General features: G+C 64.0%; 24 protein-coding genes. 18 read left to right on the top strand and 6 right to left on the bottom strand.

Features of this window, described 5'->3' with window-relative positions; translation table 11 throughout:
• Nucleotides 1-33 precede the first annotated feature (33 nt).
• The 8 genes from HHL08_RS00125 to HHL08_RS00090 all read left to right on the top strand — a co-directional run bounded on the left by HHL08_RS00125 (nucleotide 34) and on the right by HHL08_RS00090 (nucleotide 5998).
• On the top strand, nucleotides 34-1383 hold the full coding sequence (locus HHL08_RS00125; protein WP_169570368.1) for a M48 family metalloprotease: 1350 nt from the start codon (nucleotides 34-36) through the stop codon (nucleotides 1381-1383).
• 2 nt (nucleotides 1384-1385) lie between these two features.
• Nucleotides 1386-2153: a DsbA family protein gene (locus HHL08_RS00120; protein ID WP_206377616.1), complete on the top strand. Its 768-nt coding sequence runs from the start codon at nucleotides 1386-1388 to the stop codon at nucleotides 2151-2153.
• 227 nt (nucleotides 2154-2380) lie between these two features.
• Nucleotides 2381-2515 (top strand): 50S ribosomal protein L34, encoded by a 135-nt coding sequence (rpmH, locus tag HHL08_RS00115; protein ID WP_021317369.1) that lies wholly within the window; start codon nucleotides 2381-2383, stop codon nucleotides 2513-2515.
• A gap of 32 nt (nucleotides 2516-2547) precedes the next feature.
• Nucleotides 2548-2961 carry a ribonuclease P protein component gene (rnpA, locus tag HHL08_RS00110; protein WP_169570367.1) on the top strand — a complete coding sequence of 138 codons (414 nt, stop codon included), beginning with the start codon at nucleotides 2548-2550 and terminating at the stop codon, nucleotides 2959-2961.
• Nucleotides 2958-3170 (top strand): membrane protein insertion efficiency factor YidD, encoded by a 213-nt coding sequence (yidD, locus tag HHL08_RS00105; protein WP_169570366.1) that lies wholly within the window; start codon nucleotides 2958-2960, stop codon nucleotides 3168-3170. The genes rnpA and yidD overlap by 4 nt, the downstream gene beginning before the upstream one ends.
• Before the next feature lie 30 nt (nucleotides 3171-3200).
• Nucleotides 3201-4904 (top strand): membrane protein insertase YidC, encoded by a 1704-nt coding sequence (gene yidC, locus HHL08_RS00100; protein WP_169570365.1) that lies wholly within the window; start codon nucleotides 3201-3203, stop codon nucleotides 4902-4904.
• Between the two features lie 140 nt (nucleotides 4905-5044).
• Nucleotides 5045-5689: a ribosome biogenesis GTP-binding protein YihA/YsxC gene (gene yihA / locus HHL08_RS00095; RefSeq protein ID WP_169570364.1), complete on the top strand. Its 645-nt coding sequence runs from the start codon at nucleotides 5045-5047 to the stop codon at nucleotides 5687-5689.
• Between the two features lie 6 nt (nucleotides 5690-5695).
• Nucleotides 5696-5998, top strand: coding sequence for an alkylphosphonate utilization protein (locus tag HHL08_RS00090; RefSeq protein ID WP_169570363.1), 303 nt, complete (start codon nucleotides 5696-5698; stop codon nucleotides 5996-5998).
• 102 nt (nucleotides 5999-6100) lie between these two features.
• Here HHL08_RS00090 and HHL08_RS00085 read toward each other — a convergent pair whose 3' ends face one another.
• The gene (locus tag HHL08_RS00085; RefSeq protein WP_169570362.1) at nucleotides 6101-6652 is read right to left on the bottom strand and encodes a 2'-5' RNA ligase family protein; all 552 of its coding nucleotides are present in this window, start codon (nucleotides 6650-6652) and stop codon (nucleotides 6101-6103) included.
• Between the two features lie 128 nt (nucleotides 6653-6780).
• On the opposite strand from HHL08_RS00085, the gene HHL08_RS00080 reads away from it, so the two are divergent.
• The 4 genes from HHL08_RS00080 (at nucleotide 6781) to HHL08_RS00065 (ending at nucleotide 10058) form a co-directional block, all read left to right on the top strand.
• Nucleotides 6781-7227, top strand: coding sequence for a pyridoxamine 5'-phosphate oxidase family protein (locus HHL08_RS00080; protein WP_169570361.1), 447 nt, complete (start codon nucleotides 6781-6783; stop codon nucleotides 7225-7227).
• Nucleotides 7228-7623, top strand: a complete 396-nt coding sequence (locus HHL08_RS00075; protein WP_328804523.1) for a DoxX family protein — start codon at nucleotides 7228-7230, stop codon at nucleotides 7621-7623. It abuts the gene before it with no gap.
• A 204-nt stretch (nucleotides 7624-7827) separates the two neighbouring features.
• Nucleotides 7828-9876: a carbon starvation CstA family protein gene (locus HHL08_RS00070; protein ID WP_169570360.1), complete on the top strand. Its 2049-nt coding sequence runs from the start codon at nucleotides 7828-7830 to the stop codon at nucleotides 9874-9876.
• Complete coding sequence (locus HHL08_RS00065) at nucleotides 9873-10058, top strand: YbdD/YjiX family protein (RefSeq protein WP_169570359.1); 186 nt, start codon at nucleotides 9873-9875, stop codon at nucleotides 10056-10058. Before HHL08_RS00070 ends, HHL08_RS00065 begins: the two co-directional genes overlap by 4 nt.
• A gap of 237 nt (nucleotides 10059-10295) precedes the next feature.
• Here the strand turns inward: HHL08_RS00065 and HHL08_RS00060 are convergent, their stop codons facing one another.
• Nucleotides 10296-11213 carry an XdhC family protein gene (locus tag HHL08_RS00060; protein ID WP_169570358.1) on the bottom strand — a complete coding sequence of 306 codons (918 nt, stop codon included), beginning with the start codon at nucleotides 11211-11213 and terminating at the stop codon, nucleotides 10296-10298.
• A 120-nt stretch (nucleotides 11214-11333) separates the two neighbouring features.
• Nucleotides 11334-12002: a S24 family peptidase gene (locus tag HHL08_RS00055; protein ID WP_169570357.1), complete on the bottom strand. Its 669-nt coding sequence runs from the start codon at nucleotides 12000-12002 to the stop codon at nucleotides 11334-11336.
• A gap of 384 nt (nucleotides 12003-12386) precedes the next feature.
• Here HHL08_RS00055 and HHL08_RS00045 point away from each other — a divergent pair, with 384 nt between their 5' ends.
• Nucleotides 12387-12671: a hypothetical protein gene (locus HHL08_RS00045; protein WP_328804522.1), complete on the top strand. Its 285-nt coding sequence runs from the start codon at nucleotides 12387-12389 to the stop codon at nucleotides 12669-12671.
• 20 nt (nucleotides 12672-12691) lie between these two features.
• Here HHL08_RS00045 and HHL08_RS00040 read toward each other — a convergent pair whose 3' ends face one another.
• The gene (locus HHL08_RS00040; RefSeq protein ID WP_169570354.1) at nucleotides 12692-13684 is read right to left on the bottom strand and encodes a hypothetical protein; all 993 of its coding nucleotides are present in this window, start codon (nucleotides 13682-13684) and stop codon (nucleotides 12692-12694) included.
• A 49-nt stretch (nucleotides 13685-13733) separates the two neighbouring features.
• Complete coding sequence (locus HHL08_RS00035) at nucleotides 13734-14960, bottom strand: TIGR04063 family PEP-CTERM/XrtA system glycosyltransferase (RefSeq protein WP_169570353.1); 1227 nt, start codon at nucleotides 14958-14960, stop codon at nucleotides 13734-13736.
• 106 nt (nucleotides 14961-15066) lie between these two features.
• Here HHL08_RS00035 and HHL08_RS00030 point away from each other — a divergent pair, with 106 nt between their 5' ends.
• From HHL08_RS00030 to HHL08_RS00020, 3 genes are read left to right on the top strand one after another with little or no spacing between them, the layout of a single operon-like run.
• Entirely contained in the window at nucleotides 15067-15204 is a 138-nt protein-coding gene (locus HHL08_RS00030) for a hypothetical protein (protein WP_169570352.1), read from the top strand.
• The gene (locus HHL08_RS00025) at nucleotides 15197-16561 is read left to right on the top strand and encodes a putative O-glycosylation ligase, exosortase A system-associated (RefSeq protein ID WP_169570351.1); all 1365 of its coding nucleotides are present in this window, start codon (nucleotides 15197-15199) and stop codon (nucleotides 16559-16561) included. The genes HHL08_RS00030 and HHL08_RS00025 overlap by 8 nt, the downstream gene beginning before the upstream one ends.
• Complete coding sequence (locus HHL08_RS00020) at nucleotides 16558-17265, top strand: hypothetical protein (RefSeq protein WP_169570350.1); 708 nt, start codon at nucleotides 16558-16560, stop codon at nucleotides 17263-17265. Before HHL08_RS00025 ends, HHL08_RS00020 begins: the two co-directional genes overlap by 4 nt.
• Here the strand turns inward: HHL08_RS00020 and HHL08_RS00015 are convergent.
• Nucleotides 17225-17779, bottom strand: coding sequence for a type 1 glutamine amidotransferase domain-containing protein (locus HHL08_RS00015; RefSeq protein WP_169570349.1), 555 nt, complete (start codon nucleotides 17777-17779; stop codon nucleotides 17225-17227). The genes HHL08_RS00020 and HHL08_RS00015 overlap by 41 nt on opposite strands.
• 120 nt (nucleotides 17780-17899) lie before the next feature.
• Between HHL08_RS00015 and HHL08_RS00010 the strand changes: the two genes are divergently transcribed.
• A complete protein-coding gene (locus HHL08_RS00010; protein ID WP_169570348.1) occupies nucleotides 17900-18907 on the top strand; it encodes a DNA topoisomerase IB in 1008 nt (335 codons plus the stop codon).
• Between the two features lie 27 nt (nucleotides 18908-18934).
• Nucleotides 18935-20098, top strand: coding sequence for a mechanosensitive ion channel family protein (locus HHL08_RS00005; protein ID WP_169570347.1), 1164 nt, complete (start codon nucleotides 18935-18937; stop codon nucleotides 20096-20098).
• Nucleotides 20099-20464: the final 366 nt, after the last annotated feature.

Genomic DNA, 20464 nt, shown 5'->3' with positions numbered 1-20464 from the left:
GGTCTGCCTCTCCCTGCCAAAGACGTACCGCTGATGCGGCCGCGGCTCAAAATCTGCGCGCTGGCGATCGCCGCGCTCGCCTGCATGGGACGCCCGGCGCTCGCCCAGCAGATATTGCGCGATGCCGAAACCGAAGCCTTCATGGCCGACATGTCGGGCCAGTTGGTCAAGGCGGCTGGCATGGAGCCCAAAAACGTCCAGGTCATGGTCATCAACGACCCGGAGATCAACGCCTTCGTCGCCGGCGGCCAATATGTCTGGGTGCATAGCGGCCTGATCGCGCAGGCCGACAATGTGAACCAGTTGCAGGGCGTGGTGGCGCACGAACTGGGCCATATCGAGGGTGGCCATGTCATCCGCTCGGGCGAGGGGATCAAGGACGCCACCAGCGTCACCCTGCTCAGCCTGGTGCTGGGCGCGGCGGCGATCGCGGCGGGCGGCGCGGAAGCGGGCATGGGGATCATGGGCCTAGGCCAGCAGGCGGCGATGACCAAATTCCTGGCTTTTTCGCGCGGGCAGGAAAGCTCGGCCGATCTTGCCGGCGCGCGCTATCTGTCGAAGGCAGGCCTGAGCGGCAAGGGCAGCCTGGAATTTTTCAAGAAGCTGCAAAATCAGGAATATCGCCTCGCCATTCCGCAGGACAATAGTTACGGGCGCACCCACCCTCTGTCGGGCGAGCGCATCAACGTGTTGCGCGAAGTCTATACGGTCGATCCGGCCTGGGAGCGCCCGGTCGATCCGGCGCTGGAGGCGCGGTTCGAACGGATCAAGGCCAAGCTGATCGGCTTCGTGTCCGAACCCACCCAGACCTTGCAAAAATATCCCGAAACCGACCAGTCGATGCCGGCCCATTACGCCCGCGCCTATGCCTGGCATAAAAGCGCCTATCCGCAAAAAGCGCTGGAGGAGGCCGACGCCCTGCTCGCGGCTGCGCCGGACGACCCCTATTTTCTTGAGTTGAAAGGCCAGATCCTGCTGGAAAGCGGCCGCCCCAGGGACGCCGTCGCGCCCTTGCGCGAAGCCGTGAAGATCACCAACCAGCCGCTGATCGCCGTCCTACTCTCTCACGCGCTGATCGCGACCGAGGATGAGGCGAATTTCGCCGAGGCCGAGCAGGTGCTGCGCCTGGCGGTGCAGCGCGACCGGGAAAATCCCTTCGCCTGGTATCAGTTGGGCGTCGTCTATGAACGGCGCGGCGACACGCCCCGCGCCGCGCTGGCGACGGCGGAACGCTACGCCATGATGGGCGAACATCCCATGGCGCTGCGCAGCGCCGACGGCGCGATGCAGGGGTTGAAGCCCGGCACGGTTGACTATCTGCGGGCGCAGGATATCGCGATGACATCCCGCGCGGCGATCGAGCAGCAGCGCAAGAAAAGATAGATATGACAGACCAGACCCGGCCGAGCTTTCGCGCGGCCCTTTCCAACAGGACGATCCAGATGACCCTTGGCGCTTTCGCCCTCATCGCGGCTGCCGCCGGCACCGCGCTCGCCGTGCAGGCACCCGCCAGCGTCAATGCTACCGATAAGGCGGCGATCGAAAAGATCGTTCACGACTATATTCTGGAGCATCCCGAAATCATCCCGCAGGCCGTCGAAAAATTACAGGCGCAGCGCATGTCGGGCACCATCGACGCCAGCCGCAGCGCGCTGGAAACGCCCTATGCCGGGGCATGGGAAGGCGCGGCCAATGCCGACGTCACCGTGGTCGAATTTTTCGACTATGCCTGCGGCTATTGCCGCGCCTCGCTGCCCGACCTGGCCAAGCTAGTCGCGGGCGACGCCAAGGTGAAGGTCGTCTATCGCGAACTCCCCATCCTGTCGGACGAAAGCAGCGCCGCGGCCAAAGTATCGCTGCTGGCGGCGGAGCGCGGCCAATATATGGCCTATCACAAGGCGCTTTATGGCGCGGGCAAGGTCACGCGCGACACGATCGTCGCGGCAGCGGCCAAGGCGGGCATCACCAAATCCGAAGCCGATTCGGCGATCGCATCGACCAAATATGATGCCGAAATCCAGTCCAACATCGCCCTGGCCCAGAAACTCCAGGCCAGCGGCACCCCGACCTTCGTAATCGGTGGCCAGGTGCTGGGCGGCGCGGTCGGCTATGACGCGCTCAAGGCGGCCGTGGCGACCACGCGGGGGAAGTAAGGCAATATAAGCCACATCCGTTCGTTTCGAGCGAAGTCGAGAAACATCAGCAGGGCGCTTGCCGCTTCTCGACTTCGCTCGAAGCGAACGGGCCTATAGATTGCGGCCACCCGCCATTGACTTCCCCCCCCCTTTTGCCTATCGGACGCCCCCTGACTGGTGGCCGCTGTTTTGGCGGCCCTTTTTTGTCACGCCCGATTCTCTAGTTGTTTTTTGAGGAATGAACGATGAAGCGCACTTTTCAGCCGAGCAATCTGGTTCGGAAGCGCCGTCACGGTTTCCGCGCTCGCATGGCGACCCCCGGCGGCCGCAACGTGATTCGCGCGCGCCGTTCGCGCGGCCGCAAGAGCCTGAGCGCCTGATCGACGCGCCGCCGTCCGCTGCGCCTGCCATTATGAGCAGGCGTGCGGATTTTCTGGCGGCGAATCGGGGACGCCGCGCGCCCATGCCGGGATTCGTCCTGCTGGTGCGTGAACGCGGCGATGGCGATCCGGCGATGCGTATCGGCATCACGGTCACGAAGAAGATTGGCGGCGCCGTCATCCGTAACCGGATGAAGCGCCGCTTTCGCGTTTTGGCGCGCGAACTGCTGCCGGCTCATGGTATTGCCGGCGCAGATCATGTTCTGATCGGCCGCGAAGGCGGTATCGAACGCGATTTTGCGCTGTTGCACGCCGAATTGGGCAAGGCGCTAGGCAAGATCATGACCCGCCCGATTGATCCGCCGCGCGGCCTGCCCCGCCCTCGCAAGGGCAAGCCCGCCAAAAAGAGCGATCCACAAGCGCCGCGCACCGGCGAACAGCCGTGATTGCCCGCCTGCTCATCCTGATCGCGCGCTTCTGGCAACTTGGCCCTTCGCGCATCCTGCCCCCCACCTGCCGCTACGCTCCGTCCTGCTCCGAATATACGATTCAGGCGATCGGCAAATATGGCGCGATCAAGGGTAGCTGGTTGGGGTTCAAGCGGCTAATGCGATGCCACCCATGGGGCGGGTCGGGCTACGACCCGGTCCCTTGACACAGACATAAGACGGCGGAGCCGAACAACGTGGACGACAAGAAGAATATCATTCTGGCGGTGCTGCTGACCGCGGCGATCCTGTTCGGCTGGCCCTATGTCTCGCATTATTTCTTCCCGGCGGCCAATCCGCCCGCGACCAGAATCGAAGGCGGCAAGACCACCCCGGTCGCCGCCCCCGGCACCGATACGGCGGACGGCCCCGTCACGATTCGGGACCGCGCCATCGTATTGAAGGAAAGCCCCCGCGTGCCGATCCGCACGCCCAAGCTGACCGGATCGATCAACCTGCGCGGCGCGCGCATCGACGATATCGTGTTGCCGACCTATCGTGAAACCATCGACAAGGATTCGTCCGCCGTCCGCCTGTACAGCCCCAGCGGCACACAGGACGCCTATTTCGCCGGCTTCGGCTGGCAAGGCGAAGGGTTGAAGACACCGAACAAGGACACGGTCTGGACCGCGCAGGGCAGCGCGCTGACGCCGACGAGTCCGGTGTTGCTAACCTGGAATAATGGCGCTGGCCAGCTGTTCGAAATCCGCCTGAGCGTCGATCAAAATTACATGATCTCCGCTGCGCAGAAGGTGTCGAACAGCGGCGCGGGCGCCGTGGGCGTAAAGCCCTACAGCTATATCAGCCGCACCGGTATCCCCAAGGACCCCGACACCTGGACCATCCATGTCGGCCCGATGGGAGTGTTCAACGGCGCGGCCAATTATGACGTGAACTACAAGGATCTGGACAAGGGTCCATCGACCCAGAGCTTCCAGTCCAAGGGCGGCTGGATCGGCTTCACCGACAAATATTGGCTCTCCGCCCTCGTCCCCGGCACGGACGCCGATTTCTCCGGCCAATTCCGCAAGGGTGCCGGCACGCAATATCAGGCGGACGCCGCGCTGGGATCAACCATGTTGGCACCCGGCAAGGCTGCGACGCAGACCATTCGCCTCTATGTCGGCGCGAAGGAAGTCAAGACGCTCCAGGCCTATGAACGCGACGGCGTGAAGCTGTTCGACCGGGCGATCGACTGGGGCTGGTTCTACTGGTTCGAACAGCCGATCTTCGCGCTGCTCCACTGGCTGTTCGAAACACTTGGCAATTTCGGCTTCGCCATCATCTGCCTGACCTTCGTGGTGCGCGGCCTGATGTTCCCGGTCGCCCAGCGCCAGTTCGCCAGCATGGCGGCGATGCGCGCCGTGCAGCCCAAGATGAAGGCGCTGCAAGAGAAATATAAGGACGACAAGCCCCGTCTCCAGCAGGAGATGATGGCGCTGTACAAGACGGAAAAGGTCAACCCGCTGGCGGGCTGCCTGCCCATCTTCATCCAGATTCCGATCTTCTTCGCGCTCTACAAGGTGCTGATGCTGACGATCGAAATGCGCCATCAGCCGTTCGTGCTGTGGATCAAGGATCTGTCAGCGCCCGATCCGCTGCACATCTTCAACCTGTTCGGCCTGCTGCCCTTCACCCCGCCATCCTTCCTGGCGATCGGTGTGCTGGCGCTGCTGCTGGGCATCAGCATGTATTTCCAGTTCAAGCTGAACCCCGCCCAGATGGACCCGATGCAGCAGCAGATCTTCTCGATCATGCCGTGGATGATGATGTTCATCATGGCGCCCTTCGCGGCCGGCCTGCTGGTCTACTGGATCACCAACAACTGCCTGTCGATGGCGCAACAATGGTGGCTGTATCGCCGCCATCCGGTGCTAAGCACGGCGACGGCGACGAAGTAAATAACCCTACCAAGTCCCCGTTCGTGCTGAGTAGGGACTGAGCGAAGTCGAAGGCCCGTATCGAAGCATCGCGCGCCTTCGGCCCTTCGATACACCGCTTCGACAAGCTCAGCGGTTACTCAGGGCGAACGGAGAAGAACGTGACAGAAGAAAATACTGACCTGATCGAGGAAGCGCGCAAGCTCTTCAGCGGGCCGATCGCCTTCCTCAAATCCGCGCCCACGCTGGACTTCCTGCCCGACATGGACGTCAACGAAGTCGCGTTTGCGGGCCGCTCCAATGTCGGCAAATCCTCGCTGCTGAATGCGCTGACCAACCGCAATGGCCTGGCCCGAACGTCCAATACGCCGGGGCGCACGCAGGAACTCAACTTCTTCGACGTGGGCGTACCGCTGCGCTTCCGCCTCGTCGACATGCCGGGCTATGGCTATGCCAAGGCACCCAAGGATGTCGTGCGCAAATGGAAGTTCCTGGTGAACGACTATCTGCGCGGGCGCGCCTCGCTCAAGCGCGCGCTGGTGCTGGTCGACAGCCGCCACGGCGTCAAGGATGTGGATAATGACATGCTCGACATGCTGGACGGGGCGGCGGTCAGCTATCGCATCGTCCTGACCAAGGCGGACAAGATCAAGGCGAGCGAACTCGCCGCCGTGACCCAGGCCACAGCCGACGCGATCCGCAAACGCCCCGCCGCCCATCCCGACATCATCGTCACGTCGAGCGAAAAGGGCATGGGCATCCCCGAATTGCGTGCCGCCGTGCTGCAAAGCGTAACCCAGGGATAGATGACCATGGCCGACGACGATTATGTCTATGACGAAGCCAGCGGCGAATGGATCAGCGCGGCGGACGCCCCTGTGTCGAGCGACGCCGCTGATACGGTCGAGGTGCGCGATTCCGTCGGCAACCTGCTGGTCGATGGCGATCAGGTCACGCTGATCAAGGATCTGACCGTCAAGGGCGCGGGCCAGACGCTCAAGCGCGGCACGCTCATCAAGTCGATCCGCCTGACCGGCGACGCCCAGGAAATCGACTGCCGCTATGACGGGATCAAGGGGTTGGTACTGCGCGCGGAATTTGTCCGCAAACGCTGACTATTGTAACCCGTGTTCCCGCGCAGGCGAGAACCCAGTTCAGACGGTGCGACTGGGTTCCCGCCTGCGCGGGAACACGATGCGGTTAAATCAAGTGAGGCTCTAAAACAGCCGATATTGCGCATCGCCCTTGAGCGGCCAACTGCCCATAATCTCGTGTCGGGTGCGGCCGACATGGCTGCACACCAGCACCACTTCCTCCACATGCCAGCTAAATCCGTCGATGCGCTGCTGGCTGTGCCGCGCGTCGCAGTAGAACAATGTCTGATGCGGGCTGAAGCGCCAGCCCGGACGCGGCGTCGCCCCGGCCCGCGCCATCGCAACGGCGACCTGCTGCTGCACTGTCTTCAACCCGGCAATGCTGCGCGATGGCCGCAGGGCGGCCGACTGGCCGCCAACATGCACGCCGTCCAGCATCAGGTCGAACGGCTCCGCCATGATCCCCGCTGCCGCCCGGCGTCGCGCCTTGATCAGTTCATAGGGATAGTCCGGCCAGTCGGTCGTGATGCCGAGCGTGACATGCTGATGGTCGGGCAGGATACGGTCTGCGCCCGGCGCCAGGGTCGCGGCGAAATGATCGATCTGCCGCGCGACGACCGCCGGCGGCTTCAGCGCGAAAAAAGGGCGGTAAAGCGGCGAGGTGCGGCTTTCCATGGCGATGACTCCCGAATCATGTCGATTATGTTCATGATATGTTCTTATCGATCGAGAGTCGAATCCGATCGATGGAACCCGACTCGGCCTGTCCTGCGTTAACAGCGGATCGAGTAGAGGAGACTCCCATGGTGCAGCACACGATCGCCAGCCTGGCCGAAAAGATGCAGCATATCGATTTCGCCATGCTGTCCACCCATACGGAGGATGGCCATATCGGCGCTCGTCCGATGAGCAACAATCAGGATGTCGCCCATGGCGGCGACAGCTATTATTTCACCACCGAAGATACGTTGATGGTGCGCGATATCGAGCGTGACCCGCGGGTCAGCCTGTCCTTCCACGGCAAAAGCGGCCTGTTCGGCCAGCGCCCGTTGTTCATCGCGCTGGAAGGTCGCGCCGACCTGATTCGCGACCGCGCCCAGTTTGAGGACCATTGGAACCCAGATTTGGAATTGTGGTTCGAGGATGGTGCCGACACGCCAGGCTTGGTGATGATCCAGGTTCATGCCGAACGCGCTCATTATTGGGACGGACAGGATGAGGGCGAACTTGAAATCGACGTGACGCATTAAGTGGCGCGCGGCCGCACCATAGCCCGACTGGTGCTGGCCGCAGCCTATGCCGTGGCCGGCGTCGCCCATCTGTCGCGGCCGGGCGGCTTTCTGGCGATCACGCCGCATTGGGTGCCCATGCCCGAACTGGTGGTGGCGATGACCGGCGTGGCAGAACTGGCGGGCGCGATCGGGCTGATGGTCCCACGCCTGCGCTACGCGGCTGGCGTTGGCCTCGCCCTCTATGCGCTGTGCGTCTGGCCGGCCAATATCAACCATGCGCTCAACGACATTCCCCTGGGAGGCGCGCATCTGAGTTGGTGGTATCATGGCCCGCGGCTGGCGCTACAGCCGGTCATCATCTGGTGGGCGCTCTGGGTCAGCGGCGTGACCGACTGGCCGTTCCGCCGCCGCTAGACCGCAATCCGCGTATAAGGCCGGTCCGCACCACCACCATCCCCCGTTCCGCCGCAGCGCCCTCCGTCTAAGGTAGGCGGTTGTCTTTCAAGCATAGCGGCTTAGGGTAGCTTGGAAACCAGGCCTGCCACCCGCTCCGCCATGCTCCTGCACTCGCAGGAGGGCGGGGATTTCAGGCCAGGCTCCCTATCGACGCGAGGCGGCATGACCCGGCACCTACCCTGGATTTTGATCGCCATCATCGGCGCGGTTGCCCTTACCATCGTCGCGGTGTCGCGCGGTGAAGCGGTCAACGCGCTGTGGATCGTGGTCGCGGCGGTCAGCTGCTTCCTGGTCGCCTATCGCTATTACGCCCTTTTCATCGCCCGCCATGTGATGCGGCTGGACCCCGCGCGGCCCACCCCCGCGATCCGCCGTGCCGATGGCCTGGACTATGTCGCGACCGACAAGTCCGTCCTGTTCGGCCATCATTTCGCGGCGATAGCGGGCGCGGGGCCGCTCGTCGGGCCGGTGCTGGCGGCGCAGATGGGCTATCTGCCCGGCACGCTTTGGATCATTATTGGCGTGGTGCTGGCGGGCGCGGTGCAGGATTTCATGATCCTGTTCATCTCCATGCGCCGCGACGGCAAGTCTCTGGGCGAACTGATCCGCATGGAAATGGGGCAGGTCGCGGGCACCATCGCGCTGTTCGGCGCCTTCATGATCATGGTCATCATCCTGGCCGTGCTGGCGCTGATCGTGGTGAAGGCGCTGGCGGAAAGCCCCTGGGGCATGTTCACCGTCGCCGCCACTGTGCCGCTCGCCATGGCGATGGGCGCCTATACCCGCTGGATCAGGCCGGGCCGCATCGGCGAAGTGTCGCTGCTGGGCCTCGTCGGGCTGCTGGCGGCGATCGTCTATGGCCAGGCGGTATCGCTGTCTCCGATCTGGGGTCCGATCTTCACCTTCACCCCGGTCCAGCTATGCTGGATATTGATCGGCTATGGCGCGATCGCCTCCGTCCTGCCGGTCTGGCTCCTGCTCGCGCCGCGCGATTACCTGTCCACCTTCCTCAAGATCGGCGCGATCGCGGCGCTGGCGATCGGCATCGTCATCATGGCCCCGCCCTTGAAGATGCCCGCGCTCACCCAGTTCGTCGGCGGCAACGGCCCGGTCTGGTCGGGCGGCCTCTTCCCCTTCCTGTTCATCACCATCGCTTGCGGTGCGGTGTCGGGTTTTCACGCGCTGATCGCCAGCGGCACCACGCCCAAGCTGATCGCCAGCGAAGCCCATGCGCCGATGATCGGCTATGGCGCGATGCTGATGGAAGCGTTTGTGGCCATTATGGCGCTGGTCGGCGCATCGATCCTGGACCCCGGCATCTATTTTACGATGAACAGCCCCGCAGCGTTGATCGGGACGGACGCCGCCAGCGCGTCAGCCGCCGTCACCGCCATGGGCTTCCCGATCTCGCCTGACCTCATCACCCAGACCGCGAAGGATGTGGGCGAACATAGCATCATCAGCCGGGCGGGCGGCGCCCCGACGCTGGCGGTGGCAATGGCGGAAATCTTCAGCCATGTCGTCGGCGGCCCGGCGATGAAGGCCTTCTGGTATCATTTCGCGATCCTGTTCGAGGCGCTCTTCATCCTGACCGCGGTGGATGCCGGCACCCGCGCCGGGCGCTTCATGTTGCAGGATCTGATCGCGCTCGCCGTGCCCAGCTTCAAGGATACAAAGAGCCACATTCCCGGCATCGTCGCCACGGCGCTGACCGTCGCGGCCTGGGGCTTCTTCCTCTATCAGGGCGTCACCGATCCGCTCGGCGGCGTGAACACGCTGTGGCCGGTATTCGGCATCTCCAACCAGATGCTCGCGGCGATCGCGCTGATGCTCGGCACCGCCGTCCTCTTCCGCATGAAGCGCGACCGCTTCGCCTGGGTGACTTTGGTCCCGACCGTGTGGTTGCTGATCTGCACATTGTCGGCCGGCTGGATCAAGCTCTTCTCGGCCGATGCCAAGGTCGGCTTCCTCGCCCATGCCGCGAAATTCAGCGCCGCGGCGGATGCCGGAACGGTGCTGACCCCCGCCAAGTCGATGGCGGAAATGCAGCGCATCATCTTCAACGACCGGATCGATGCTGCACTGGTGGCGCTGTTCCTGGCGGTGGTGCTGGCGCTGCTCTTGTTCACCATCCGCACCTGCATCACCGCCCGGCGGACCGCGGCACCCACGGCGCGCGAAATCCCCTCTCAACTGGTGCCGGCCGAATGATCGGGCTATTTGCCACGCTGCGCCAGACCGCGCGACTCATGGTCGGCCTGCCCGACTATGACGCCTATCTGCGCCACATGGCCGCGCATCATCCCGACCGGCCGGCCATGGACCGCACGCAATTTTTTCGCGACCGGCAGGAGGCACGCTACGGCGGCAAGAATGGTGGGCGCTGTTGTTAAATATTCTGTCAAAACAGGATTGATAGCCGCGTTCGGCAAAAGGCTCCGCGCAAAATATTGCAATGCTCGTAATATTACGATAGTAAATCCTCACCCAGCGACAAGAAATTTCACGAATACGTCGTTCGGGGTATTGATACATCCCGTCGCTTTGCTAGGGCGCGCCATCCTTTGTGCCCGACAGCGTAAGGGATGTGTCCCCTGCCCATCCCTTGCGGCAGGGGACACGCATTAGCGTCAACGTCGCGCGTTGAACCCCGCGACCATCCCCGCCGTGATCGACAGCGCGATTTCCGCCGCGCCGATCGCGCCGATATCCAGCCCTGCCGGCCCGTCGATGCGGGCCAGGTCATCGGCCCCGAAGCCCATCGCCCCCAGCCGCTCCAGCCGCGCCGCCTGGCTCTTGCGCGATCCCAGCGCCGCGACATAGCCGGTGGGCGCACGCAACGCCGCCACCAGCGCGGGGTCGTCGATCTTGATGTCATGGCTCAATGTCACGACCGCGGTCGATTCGCCCGGGAAGCGCGCCGCAATCGCCTCGTCGGGCCAGCGGTCGTCCAATTCCACACCGGGGAAACGCTCGACCGTCAGGAAACGCCCGCGCGGATCGATCACCACCGGCGTCACCCCGATCGCCTGCGCCAACGGCACCAGGCTCTGGGCGATCTGCACCGCGCCGACGATCAGCAGGCGGCGCGGCGGATCGTAGCGATTGAGGAAATCGCCCGCCCCGGCCGACTCCCGCGTCACCCCGCTCTCCAAATCGGTCGCCAGCGTGAGCGCCCGGCCGCGCGCGCTTTCCGCGGCGATCCGGTCGAACAATCCGGGGGCGAATCCCGCATCGCCCACCGGCTGGACCAGCACCGCGATCTCGCCGCCGCATGGCAGGCCGACTTCCCAGGCATCGCCATCGGCCACGCCATAGCGTTCGACATGGGCGGCGCGCCCCCCGATCACCTCCGCCGCGCGTTGCAACACGTCGCTTTCCACGCAACCGCCCGAAATACTGCCTTCGAACCGGCCGTCGGCATGGACGATCATATGGCTGCCGCGCGGGCGCGGGGCCGATCCCCAGGTCGACACCACCGTCGCCAGCGCCATGGGCGCACCGCGCCATTCCTGTCCCTTGCGGATTACTGCGCCATTATCGTTCAATCGACACTCCTCTGGCGCAGCCACGCCGTCGCCTTTTGCCCGGCGATAACGCCATGGCCGCTCCGCCTATCCCGACCCAATCGCAAAATATCCACTTGACGGAATGAAACGCGATCGTCGTCAATTCAAGCGCCTGCCGCTCCAGACGACCCGGCCTACAATATCCACCAGCGCCGGGTCGATGTCCGCCCAGTCGGGATAATGGGGATTGTCGCTCACTACGCTGAACCAGCCGCGCCGTGGCCCCATGGCGACGCGCTTGACCATCAGCACGCCGTCCAACCGCAGCACATAGACCCCGTCGCGCAGACGACCGGCGTCATCGTCATGATCGACCATGATGTCGTCGCCATCGTTCAGGGTCGGTGCCATCGATTCGCCATCGACCCGGATGATCGACACACGCTGCGGCCGCACGCCCAGATGGCGCAGCCAGCGCGCGTCGAACGCCATCACGCCCGCCGCCTGCTCATCCTCGTCCAGCGACCCAAGGCCAGCCGACGCGCCCAGCGCCAGCCGCGGCACCGCGACCACCGCGGGCATCCCGCGCATCCGGGCGGGTGCGGCGACCGGCACCGACGCGCCGCCCAGCATCTGCTCAGGCACGCCGAAATAGCGCGCCAGCACGCGACGATCCTCCTCGTCCAGCTTGCGCGGCGTGCCGCGTTTGATGAACTGTTGAATATAGGCAGGATTGCGGCCGATCAGCCGGGACAGATCGGCATAATTCTCCCCCCGCTCGGCAATCAGCCGATCGAGTGCAATCCGGGCATGTTCCGATTCATCCATATCCAATCCATAATGATAGGAATTTTCCTAGACAAGTAGGAAATTGCGTTAGAGATAGGAATAAACCTATCGACTTGCAGCGGGCGAGTCGCGCTGACTGGGGAGAAGAAGGCCTATGTTGCTGCGTGTGATCGAGCAATTTCTTCGCGAATTTAAGATGCGACCAACCACCTTCGGACGCCGTTGCGCGCGCGATCCGCGCCTGGTTTTCGACCTGCGCCTGGGTCGGCAACCCGGCGATCGCATAAGGAGGAGAGTAGAACATTTCATGAACACTTATCGCAGGAGCATCAGCCAATGACAAGTCTGGATCATGGGTTCGGCCCGGCCAACCTCATCCGAAATAAAGGAATAGGAAGAAAAAGGGCCAGCCCGCTGCCACCCTTGCTCGCGCAGCTGTTGGCGCGCGCGGGCCAGCCCGCCATTGTCGAACGGGCGGTCAGCCGCCCCTGGGCCAGCGCCCTGTTCGAAGGGCAGCGCCATATGGTGCGGCTGCGCCTGAGCGGGGATGACTTCCCCGAACGCGGCAGCGCCTTCATGGCTGGCCTAGCCGATGCCGAATGGATGCTGCCGGACCATTTCGTCGCCGACATCAGCGTCGATGATGGCGATGCGGACATGGAAAGCGTCTGGCTGGAACTGTCGGCCCTGACGATCGAAGACTGGTAAGACCTGTGCCGGGCGGCGGCTTACCGTCGCCCGGTCATGGAACGCAGCGCACCCAGCGCCGCGCGCAGCGCTTCGTCGGCATCCTGTTCCACCGCCGCGCGCACCGGCACGGCCGATGCGACCGGCATGTCGGCGATCACGCCGTCACCGGCCCCGGCCGAGGACATTTTCCGCGACCGGTGCGTCAACCCGCGCTCCAGCCGCTCGGTCAGTTCGCTGATCGACAGGCCATGGGTGGAGGGCATGGGCAAAGGGGCAGGGCGGATCGCGTCGGCAGGCTGGGCGACGAAGGCGGGCGTCGCAGGCGCGGCCCATTCAGCCGCCACCGGCAATGGTTCGAACGCGACATAGTCTTCGTCCGCGCCATCATCTTCGCTATCGTCTTCGACCAGGGTCGGCACGGCAAAGGGGCCGGCCGGCCGCAGGAAAGCGGGTTGCGGCAGGTCCGCCTCCGCCAGCGGCATGGGCGCACTGGGCATGGCCAGCTTGCCAAGCGGCACCACCGTCTCGCGCTCCGGATCGCGATGCGCCACCAACCCGCGTCGGCCCGATTCGGCCCGCGGGAAGATATCGATTCCGTCGAAATCCCGGCTGGCGAAGATCGGCGGGCGGGACGGCGCGTCAGGATGCGCGTCGGCCCGACGCAGGATCGGCGCGTCCGGTTCGATACCCGGTGCAGCACGGCCCCGCGCCAGCGCGGTCAGCTTGGAGAATGCGAAACCCATTTTATGTGCTCCCTGGACGCGATGGGCGCGTCCTTTCCCATTATTGTGTTCCGGCCCACTATCTTGACCTGATACGTCCGCATCGCGGCGTGCCAGGCCAACCAGCCCGATCGCCATGATTCCAGCGAAGCCCGCCATCATCAGCCGCGCCTTCAATCCCAGCGGCGGCGCCGCGGCCGGCACCGCTTCGCTGAGGCCGCTCGACGCCACGATCATCTCGACCAGGCCGACCGGCATCCACAACACCAGCAATGCGGTTGCCAGACCGGCCAGTGCGGCGATCGCCATGCCCCGCCTGCTGATGACTCCCGCCGTCACCTTTTGTTCAACCCTTGGCTCATGCGGCCGCACGGGTCCGTGTCGGACGCGCCAGCAGCCGCTGGTAAACCGGTTCATAACGCACAATGTTTGACGACCAGTTACGCTCGCGCTCGACGAAAGCGCGGGCGACGGCGCGGCGTTCATCCCATCCGCCGCAATTCGCGAACATCTCCGCCAGGGCCGCGGCGATCGCGGCTGGATCGTCAGGCGCGAACAACGTGCCGGTGACGCCATCCTCGATCAGTTCGCGATGCCCGCCGACACTGGACGCCGCCACCAAGCGCCCCTGCGCCATCGCCTCCAGCGGCTTCAACGGCGTGACCAGATCGGTCAGCCGCATCGCCTTGCGCGGATAGGCCAATATATCGACCTGCGCATAATAATGTTCGACCTGGTCATGCGGCACCCGCCCGACAAAGACGATATGGTCGGCAAAGGGCGACGCCAGCGCCTGGTCCCGCAGCGCCTGTTCGCGCGGGCCGCCGCCGACCAGCAGCAGCTTGGCCCTGGGCCGGGCGCGCACGAGTCGCGGCATCGCGGCGATCAGGTCGTCCAGCCCCTCATAATCATAGAAGCTGCCGATGAAGCCGACCACGTCGGCCCCTTCGAGGCCCAGTTTTGCGGTCAGCGCCAGGTCGCGATCGACCGGCGTGCCGAACTGGTCCATATCGACGCCATTGGGCGACACTACGATCTTGTCCGCATCCACGCCGCGCGCGATCAGGTCGCTGCGCAGCCCTTCGCAGATCACCGCCACGGCATCGGCCGCGCGCACCGCATGGGTTTCCAGCTGGCGCGTCAGCCAATAGCGCGGATTGCCTTCGACACCGGTGCCGTTGCCTACCGCCGCATCCTCCCAAAAGGCACGGATTTCGTAGATCATCGGGAGGTTATGGCGCTTGGCGACACGCTGCGCGGCGATGGCGTTCAATACCGGCGAATGGGCGTGGATGACGTCAGGCCGCCATTGCCGCACCAGCGCGTCGATCGCATCGGCATGGGCCGAAATGTCGCGCCATTCGCGAATCAGCGGATTGCCGCTGGCCGGTTCGCCCGGCGTGCGGTGGAATGTCAGGCCGTCGACCATCTCTTGCTCCGGTCCCTGCGCTGCATGGCGGTGGCCAGTGATGCCGCGCACCTCCCACCCCCTGGCCATCTGCGCACGCAGGATCGCACGGGTGCGAAAGGTGTAGCCGCTGTGCAGCGGCAGACTGTGGTCCAGAACATGGAGAATACGAGTCATAGCCCGTTCTGTTTGCCGAAAAAGGTTTAACGGCCCGTCAACTCTGTCTCGCTAGTGGGGGAATCGTGCCGAACGGAATCACCCAAGCCCCTATGATCGACGCGCGATGATCGACGCCCTCTCCCTGCTGATCAGCCATGGCGTGATCCTGCTCGCCGCCTGGCGGCTGTTGCCGCGCGCCGACCTGGATCGCGACCCGCCGCCATCGCTTCCTTCGGCGTCGGAGCCGCATGCCGATGCGTGACCTGTTCTTCATCGCTTTCCTGGGAATCTTCGGCCTGATGGGCCTGAAACGGCCGTTCCTGCTGGTGGCGGTCTATGCCTATATCGACATCGTCTCGCCCCAGCGCCTGTCCTATTTCCTGCTCAACACCATCCCCATCTCCGCCATGGCCTTTGCCGCGATGGTCGGCGCCTGGCTGGTGATGGACGACAAGAAGGATTGCCGATTCTCGGTGCGGCAGGGGCTGATGCTCATACTGGTCGCCTATTGTGGCTACACCACCCTGACCGCCGATTTCCCGGCCGAAGCGCTCACCAAATGGAATTGGGTGTGGAAGGCGATCATCGCCGGCATCTTCCTGCCGCTGGTCCTGCGCACACGCCTTCGGATCGAGGCGCTGACCGTTTTCATGATTCTCTGCGCCAGCACCATCATCATCAATGGCGGCATGAAGACCGCGCTGTCGGGCGGCGGCTATGGCGTGCTCAACCTGATGGTCGAAAATAACAGTGGGCTTTATGAAGGCAGCATCATCAGCTGCGTCGCCGTCTCGCTGATGCCGCTGATCCTCTGGCTATCAAACCATGGCACCATCTTCCCGCCGGACTGGAAGGTGAAGAGCTTCTGCTATGCCCTCTGCCTCGCCTGCATGTTGATGCCGATCGGCACGGAAGCGCGCACCGGCCTTGTCTGCATCGTCATCCTGGCGGGCATGATGCTGGTCCGATCGAAGCGCAAATTCGTCTATGGCCCGCTGCTGGCCGTGGCCGCGCTGGCCTCCATACCCTTCCTGCCCGCCAGCTTCACGCAGCGGATGGAAACGATCGAGAATCACCAGGGCGACGAGAGCGCCGCCACCCGCGTCGCGGTGTGGATGTGGACGCTTGATTATGTGAAGCAGCATCCGGGCGGCGGCGGTTTCGACAATTATCTCCAGAACAGCTTCACCTATTTCGCCCAGAGCACCGTCGTCGATAGCGGCGGCGCGCGGATCGAGCGGCGCATCGTCACCGACAAGGGCCGCGCCTATCACAGCGCCTATTTCGAGATGCTGGGCGAGCAGGGCTATTTCGGTTTCTTCATCTGGGCGCTGATCCACGGCATCTGCTTCATCCGCACCGAAATGATCCGTCGCTTCTATCGCAAGCGTGACGGCCCGGACGAAGCCTGGATCTCGCCCTTCGCCTCGGCCCTGCAACAGGGCCATGTCATCTATATGATCGGATCGCTGTTCGTGGGCATCGCCTATCAACCCTTCATCTTCATGATGCTGGCGCTCCAGATCGGGCTGGACACCTATGTCACCCGGCTGCGCACGGACGCGGCCAGGCGCGATCTGGCCGCCACGCTGGCCGCGCGGCACGGCGTTCCGGCATGATCGGAGAATTGCGCCTGTTGGGCATCGCCCACGGCCTGCTGCTTGGCCTGTTGCTCGCCTGTTCATGGCAGGTGCCGGGTCTGCTGCCCTGGGGCATCGACGCACTATTGCTGGTCGGCGGTTTCCAGTTGCGACTTGCCGATCGCCGTTTCACTCCGCGGCCTGGCGCGCGGGAGTGGGTCAGCCATATCCTGATGGCGCCCACCCGCCTCATCCGCTGGGGCGCGGCCGCCGTGGTCGCCCTGATCGCCGGTGATGCCGACCTGACGATCGCGATCCTGCTCGCCGCGCTGGCGTGCGAATTGCTGACCTATCCGCTCACCACCCGGCTGCTCGGCCGGGTTCCGCTGGCACCAGCAGCCGCGATCCTTATATTGCTGATCGCCGCGCTGGGCCTCCCCGGCCCGGCCTCGCTGCATCTTATCCTCAGCTTCCTGACGGGCGTTGCTGCCGCGATGGTCTGGCTGCGCGGCCCCGACGGGGAGCCGCGCGCCCTGGCGGTCGTGCTGGGCGGCAGCGTCGCCGCTGCCGCCGCAGCCTTCTTCGTACCCGGCACCGTGGCTTTCGCTGCGCCGACGCTTACCGTCTGCGCGGCATGGACGCTGGCCTATCTCTCGCTGCTCCGCCGCACGGTCACGCCCTGGCGCCTGGGTATCCCGCCGCTCAGGCTGGGACCGTCTGCGATTCGCTCACTGCTTTCCTGAACGCCTCGACAAAGGCCGGGATATCGTCGGGATTGCGGCTGGTGATGATGTTCCCGTCGATCGCCACCTGCATATCGACCACCGTCGCGCCGGCATTGGCCAGGTCGGTGCGCACCGACGGCCAGCTTGTGACCGTCTTCCCGCGCAATACGCCCGCTTCCACCAGCAGCCAGGGCGCATGGCAGATCGCCGCCACGGGCTTGCCTGATTCGACGAAGGCGCGGATGAGCGCCACCGCCTTCTCGTTCATCCGCAGCGTATCGGGATTGGCCACCCCGCCCGGCAGGATCAGGCCATCATATTCCGCAATCTTCACCGCCTCCAGCGTGATTTCGGGCGTGATCGTGTCACCCTTCTCGTCATGCTTCATGCCTTGAATGGGCTTCGTATCGGGCGAGGCGAGTACGACCTCCGCCCCCGCGTCGATCAGGGCCTGGCGCGGATCGAACAGTTCGGACTGTTCGAACCCGTCGGTCGCGATGATCAGGATGCGGCTTTCTGCGATGGCGGGCATGGAATTTTCCTTCTTGGGGCTGGCCTGTCCTAACGGGCAGCGGCGGGAGAAGTTGCGGAACGAAAGCGACGAACAGCGGGTTTTCGGGCTTCATCAACCATAAGATAACGAGCAGGATAGATGGCCCACCCACCGATCGCCCACACGGACGATGCCACGCCCGGCATCACCCGGCGCAAGCTTAAACATGGTTGGGCCTATTATGACGTCGATGGCAACCGCATCACCGACCGGGACGAAATCGACCGCCTGAACGCGATCGCCCTGCCGCCCGCTTATGTCGATTGCTGGTATTGCCCGTCGGGCCTGGGCCATATCCAGGCGACCGGCTATGACGATCGCGGCCGGAAACAATATCGCTATCATCCCGATTTTCGAGCCGCACGGGACGCGGAGAAATATGCCGGTTGCCCGGATTTCGGCCGCGCCCTGCCCAAACTGCGCGCGCGGCTGGAGGCCGATCTGTCGCGCCGCGGCCTGCGCAAGGACCGAACGCTGGCCGCCGTCGTCCGCCTGCTCGACCTCGGCAAGTTGCGCGTAGGCAACGAACATTATGCGACGACCAACAAAAGTTTCGGCGCGACCACGCTGCGCCGCCGCCATGTCGACCTGTCCGGCAAGTCGCTGACGCTGCGCTACCGCGCCAAATCCGGCAAGCAGCAGCAACTCACCGTCACCGACACCCGCCTGCTCCGCTTCGTGCGACAGGTGCAGGATTTGCCCGGCCAGCATCTTTTCCAATATCTGGACGAGGATGGCGACGCGCGGCCGATCACGTCGAGCGACGTCAACGCCTATATCGCCGACGCCATGGGCGGCCCCTTCACCGCCAAGCATTTCCGCACCTGGGGGGCGTCTACCATCGCCTTCGAAACGCTGGCGGCGGGGCACGTCTCCTTGAAGCAATTGCTCGAACCGGTGGCGCAGGCGCTGGGCAACACGCCGGCGATCAGCCGTAAAAGTTATGTCCATCCCGCTTTGCTGGTGCTTTGCAAAGACGGGCAGGATGCCTGGCGGGAAGGGCTTCGCCTGCCGCGTCAGACGCGCTATCTATCGCGCGGAGAGCGCGGCCTGATTGCGTTTCTCGACGGGATCGCGGATTGCACGCCGTTAGCAGTGGCGGCCTGATCCGCTAAACTATTAAAACGGAATAGCATGGCTGACAAAAAAGACCCCGCCACCGCCATTACGGTGCAGGCACCCAATCTGCGCGCAATGTGGGACTCCACGATCGCCTGGTTCCAGGTCCATTATGTCCAGATCCTGATCGCGATCGGCGCGGCCGTTCTCATCTATCTGGCGCTGACGGCCCTGCGCGAACTGGGCAAGCGGCACAAGGGCCATCGCGGCGATCCGCTGGGCTATACCAATGTTCTGGGCCGCGCGGCGGCGCGCACCACCCATTATTTCATGGTGTTGGTCGCCGCCCGGCTGGTCGTGGGCTATGCCGACGCGCCGCCCGCGCTGGCCAAGACCATCGGCTTCCTCTTCACCATCGCCACCGTGCTGCAGGCCGCACTGTGGGCGCGGGAAATCATCCTGGGCCTGATCGAGCGCAAGACGCTGGCGGAGGATGGCGGAGGCGAGACGCTGGCCAACGCCATGGGCCTCATCCGCGTGCTGGTCAGCTTCGCCCTGTTCGCGATCGCGACGATCGTGGTGCTCGACAATCTGGGCGTCAACGTCACCGGCCTGGTCGCGGGCCTGGGCATCGGCGGCATCGCCATCGGCCTTGCTGCACAAGGCATCTTCTCCGACCTGTTCGCTGCGCTCTCGATTATCTTCGACAAGCCGTTCCGGCGCGGCGAGATCATCCAGTTCGACCAGACCACCGCGCGGGTCGAGCGGATCGGCCTCAAAAGCACGCGCCTGCGCGCCATGTCGGGCGAGCGGAAGGTCGTGTCCAACGCCAATCTGCTGCAAAAGGAAATCACCAGCCTCCAGACGCTGACCCAGCGCCGCGTCACCTACGCCATCGGCATCATCTACCAGACCGACGAGGCGAAGGCGGAAGCGATTCCGTCGATTCTCGAAGAGATTGTCGAGGCCGAAGGGCTGATCTTCGTCAACGCCGGGATCATCGCCTTCGGCGCGAGCAGCCTGGACTATCAGCTCAATTTCGACGTGCCCGATCCCGACCATCACGACTATTTCCAGATGCGCCACCGCATCGGCCTCGCCATCTGGAAACGCTTCAATGCGGAGGGGATCGAGTTTGCGTATCCGACGCAGACGAGCATTACTGCCGGACCGGACGGGCGGGCGATCATGCCCTATCCAGACGTGCAGCCGGTACGGACGGTTGGAGAGAAAGCCTGAGAGCGCTAGATCAAGCTATGGGACTGCGAATATCCAGGCGCAGTTGACGATCAAGGCAAACAGCAGGACGATATTCATCCGTCTTCCCGACGCCATCAACGCCGCTATCATGAGGCATGCGTATAACATGTTCACGAGCCATATGGCCGGTGACCATATGCGTCCCAATACCATCGCAATAACCCAAGTGGAACAGTTGCAGAACAGGATAAGGCCCAAAATTATGCGCTTATTATTCCAGTAATACCAAGCTGCATTGATTACGACCCACGTGCCCATTTGCGGCGTCCGATAGTCATGATGCGCCACGGCTGATCGATCAGTCTATTCCAGGCGTCGCAGCATAGGTCGATGATGTTGTCGTGG

Source organism: Sphingobium psychrophilum (genome assembly GCF_012927105.1).
Taxonomy (GTDB): Bacteria; Pseudomonadota; Alphaproteobacteria; order Sphingomonadales; family Sphingomonadaceae; genus Sphingobium; species Sphingobium psychrophilum.
This window is presented reverse-complemented; position numbering and strand designations above follow the sequence as displayed.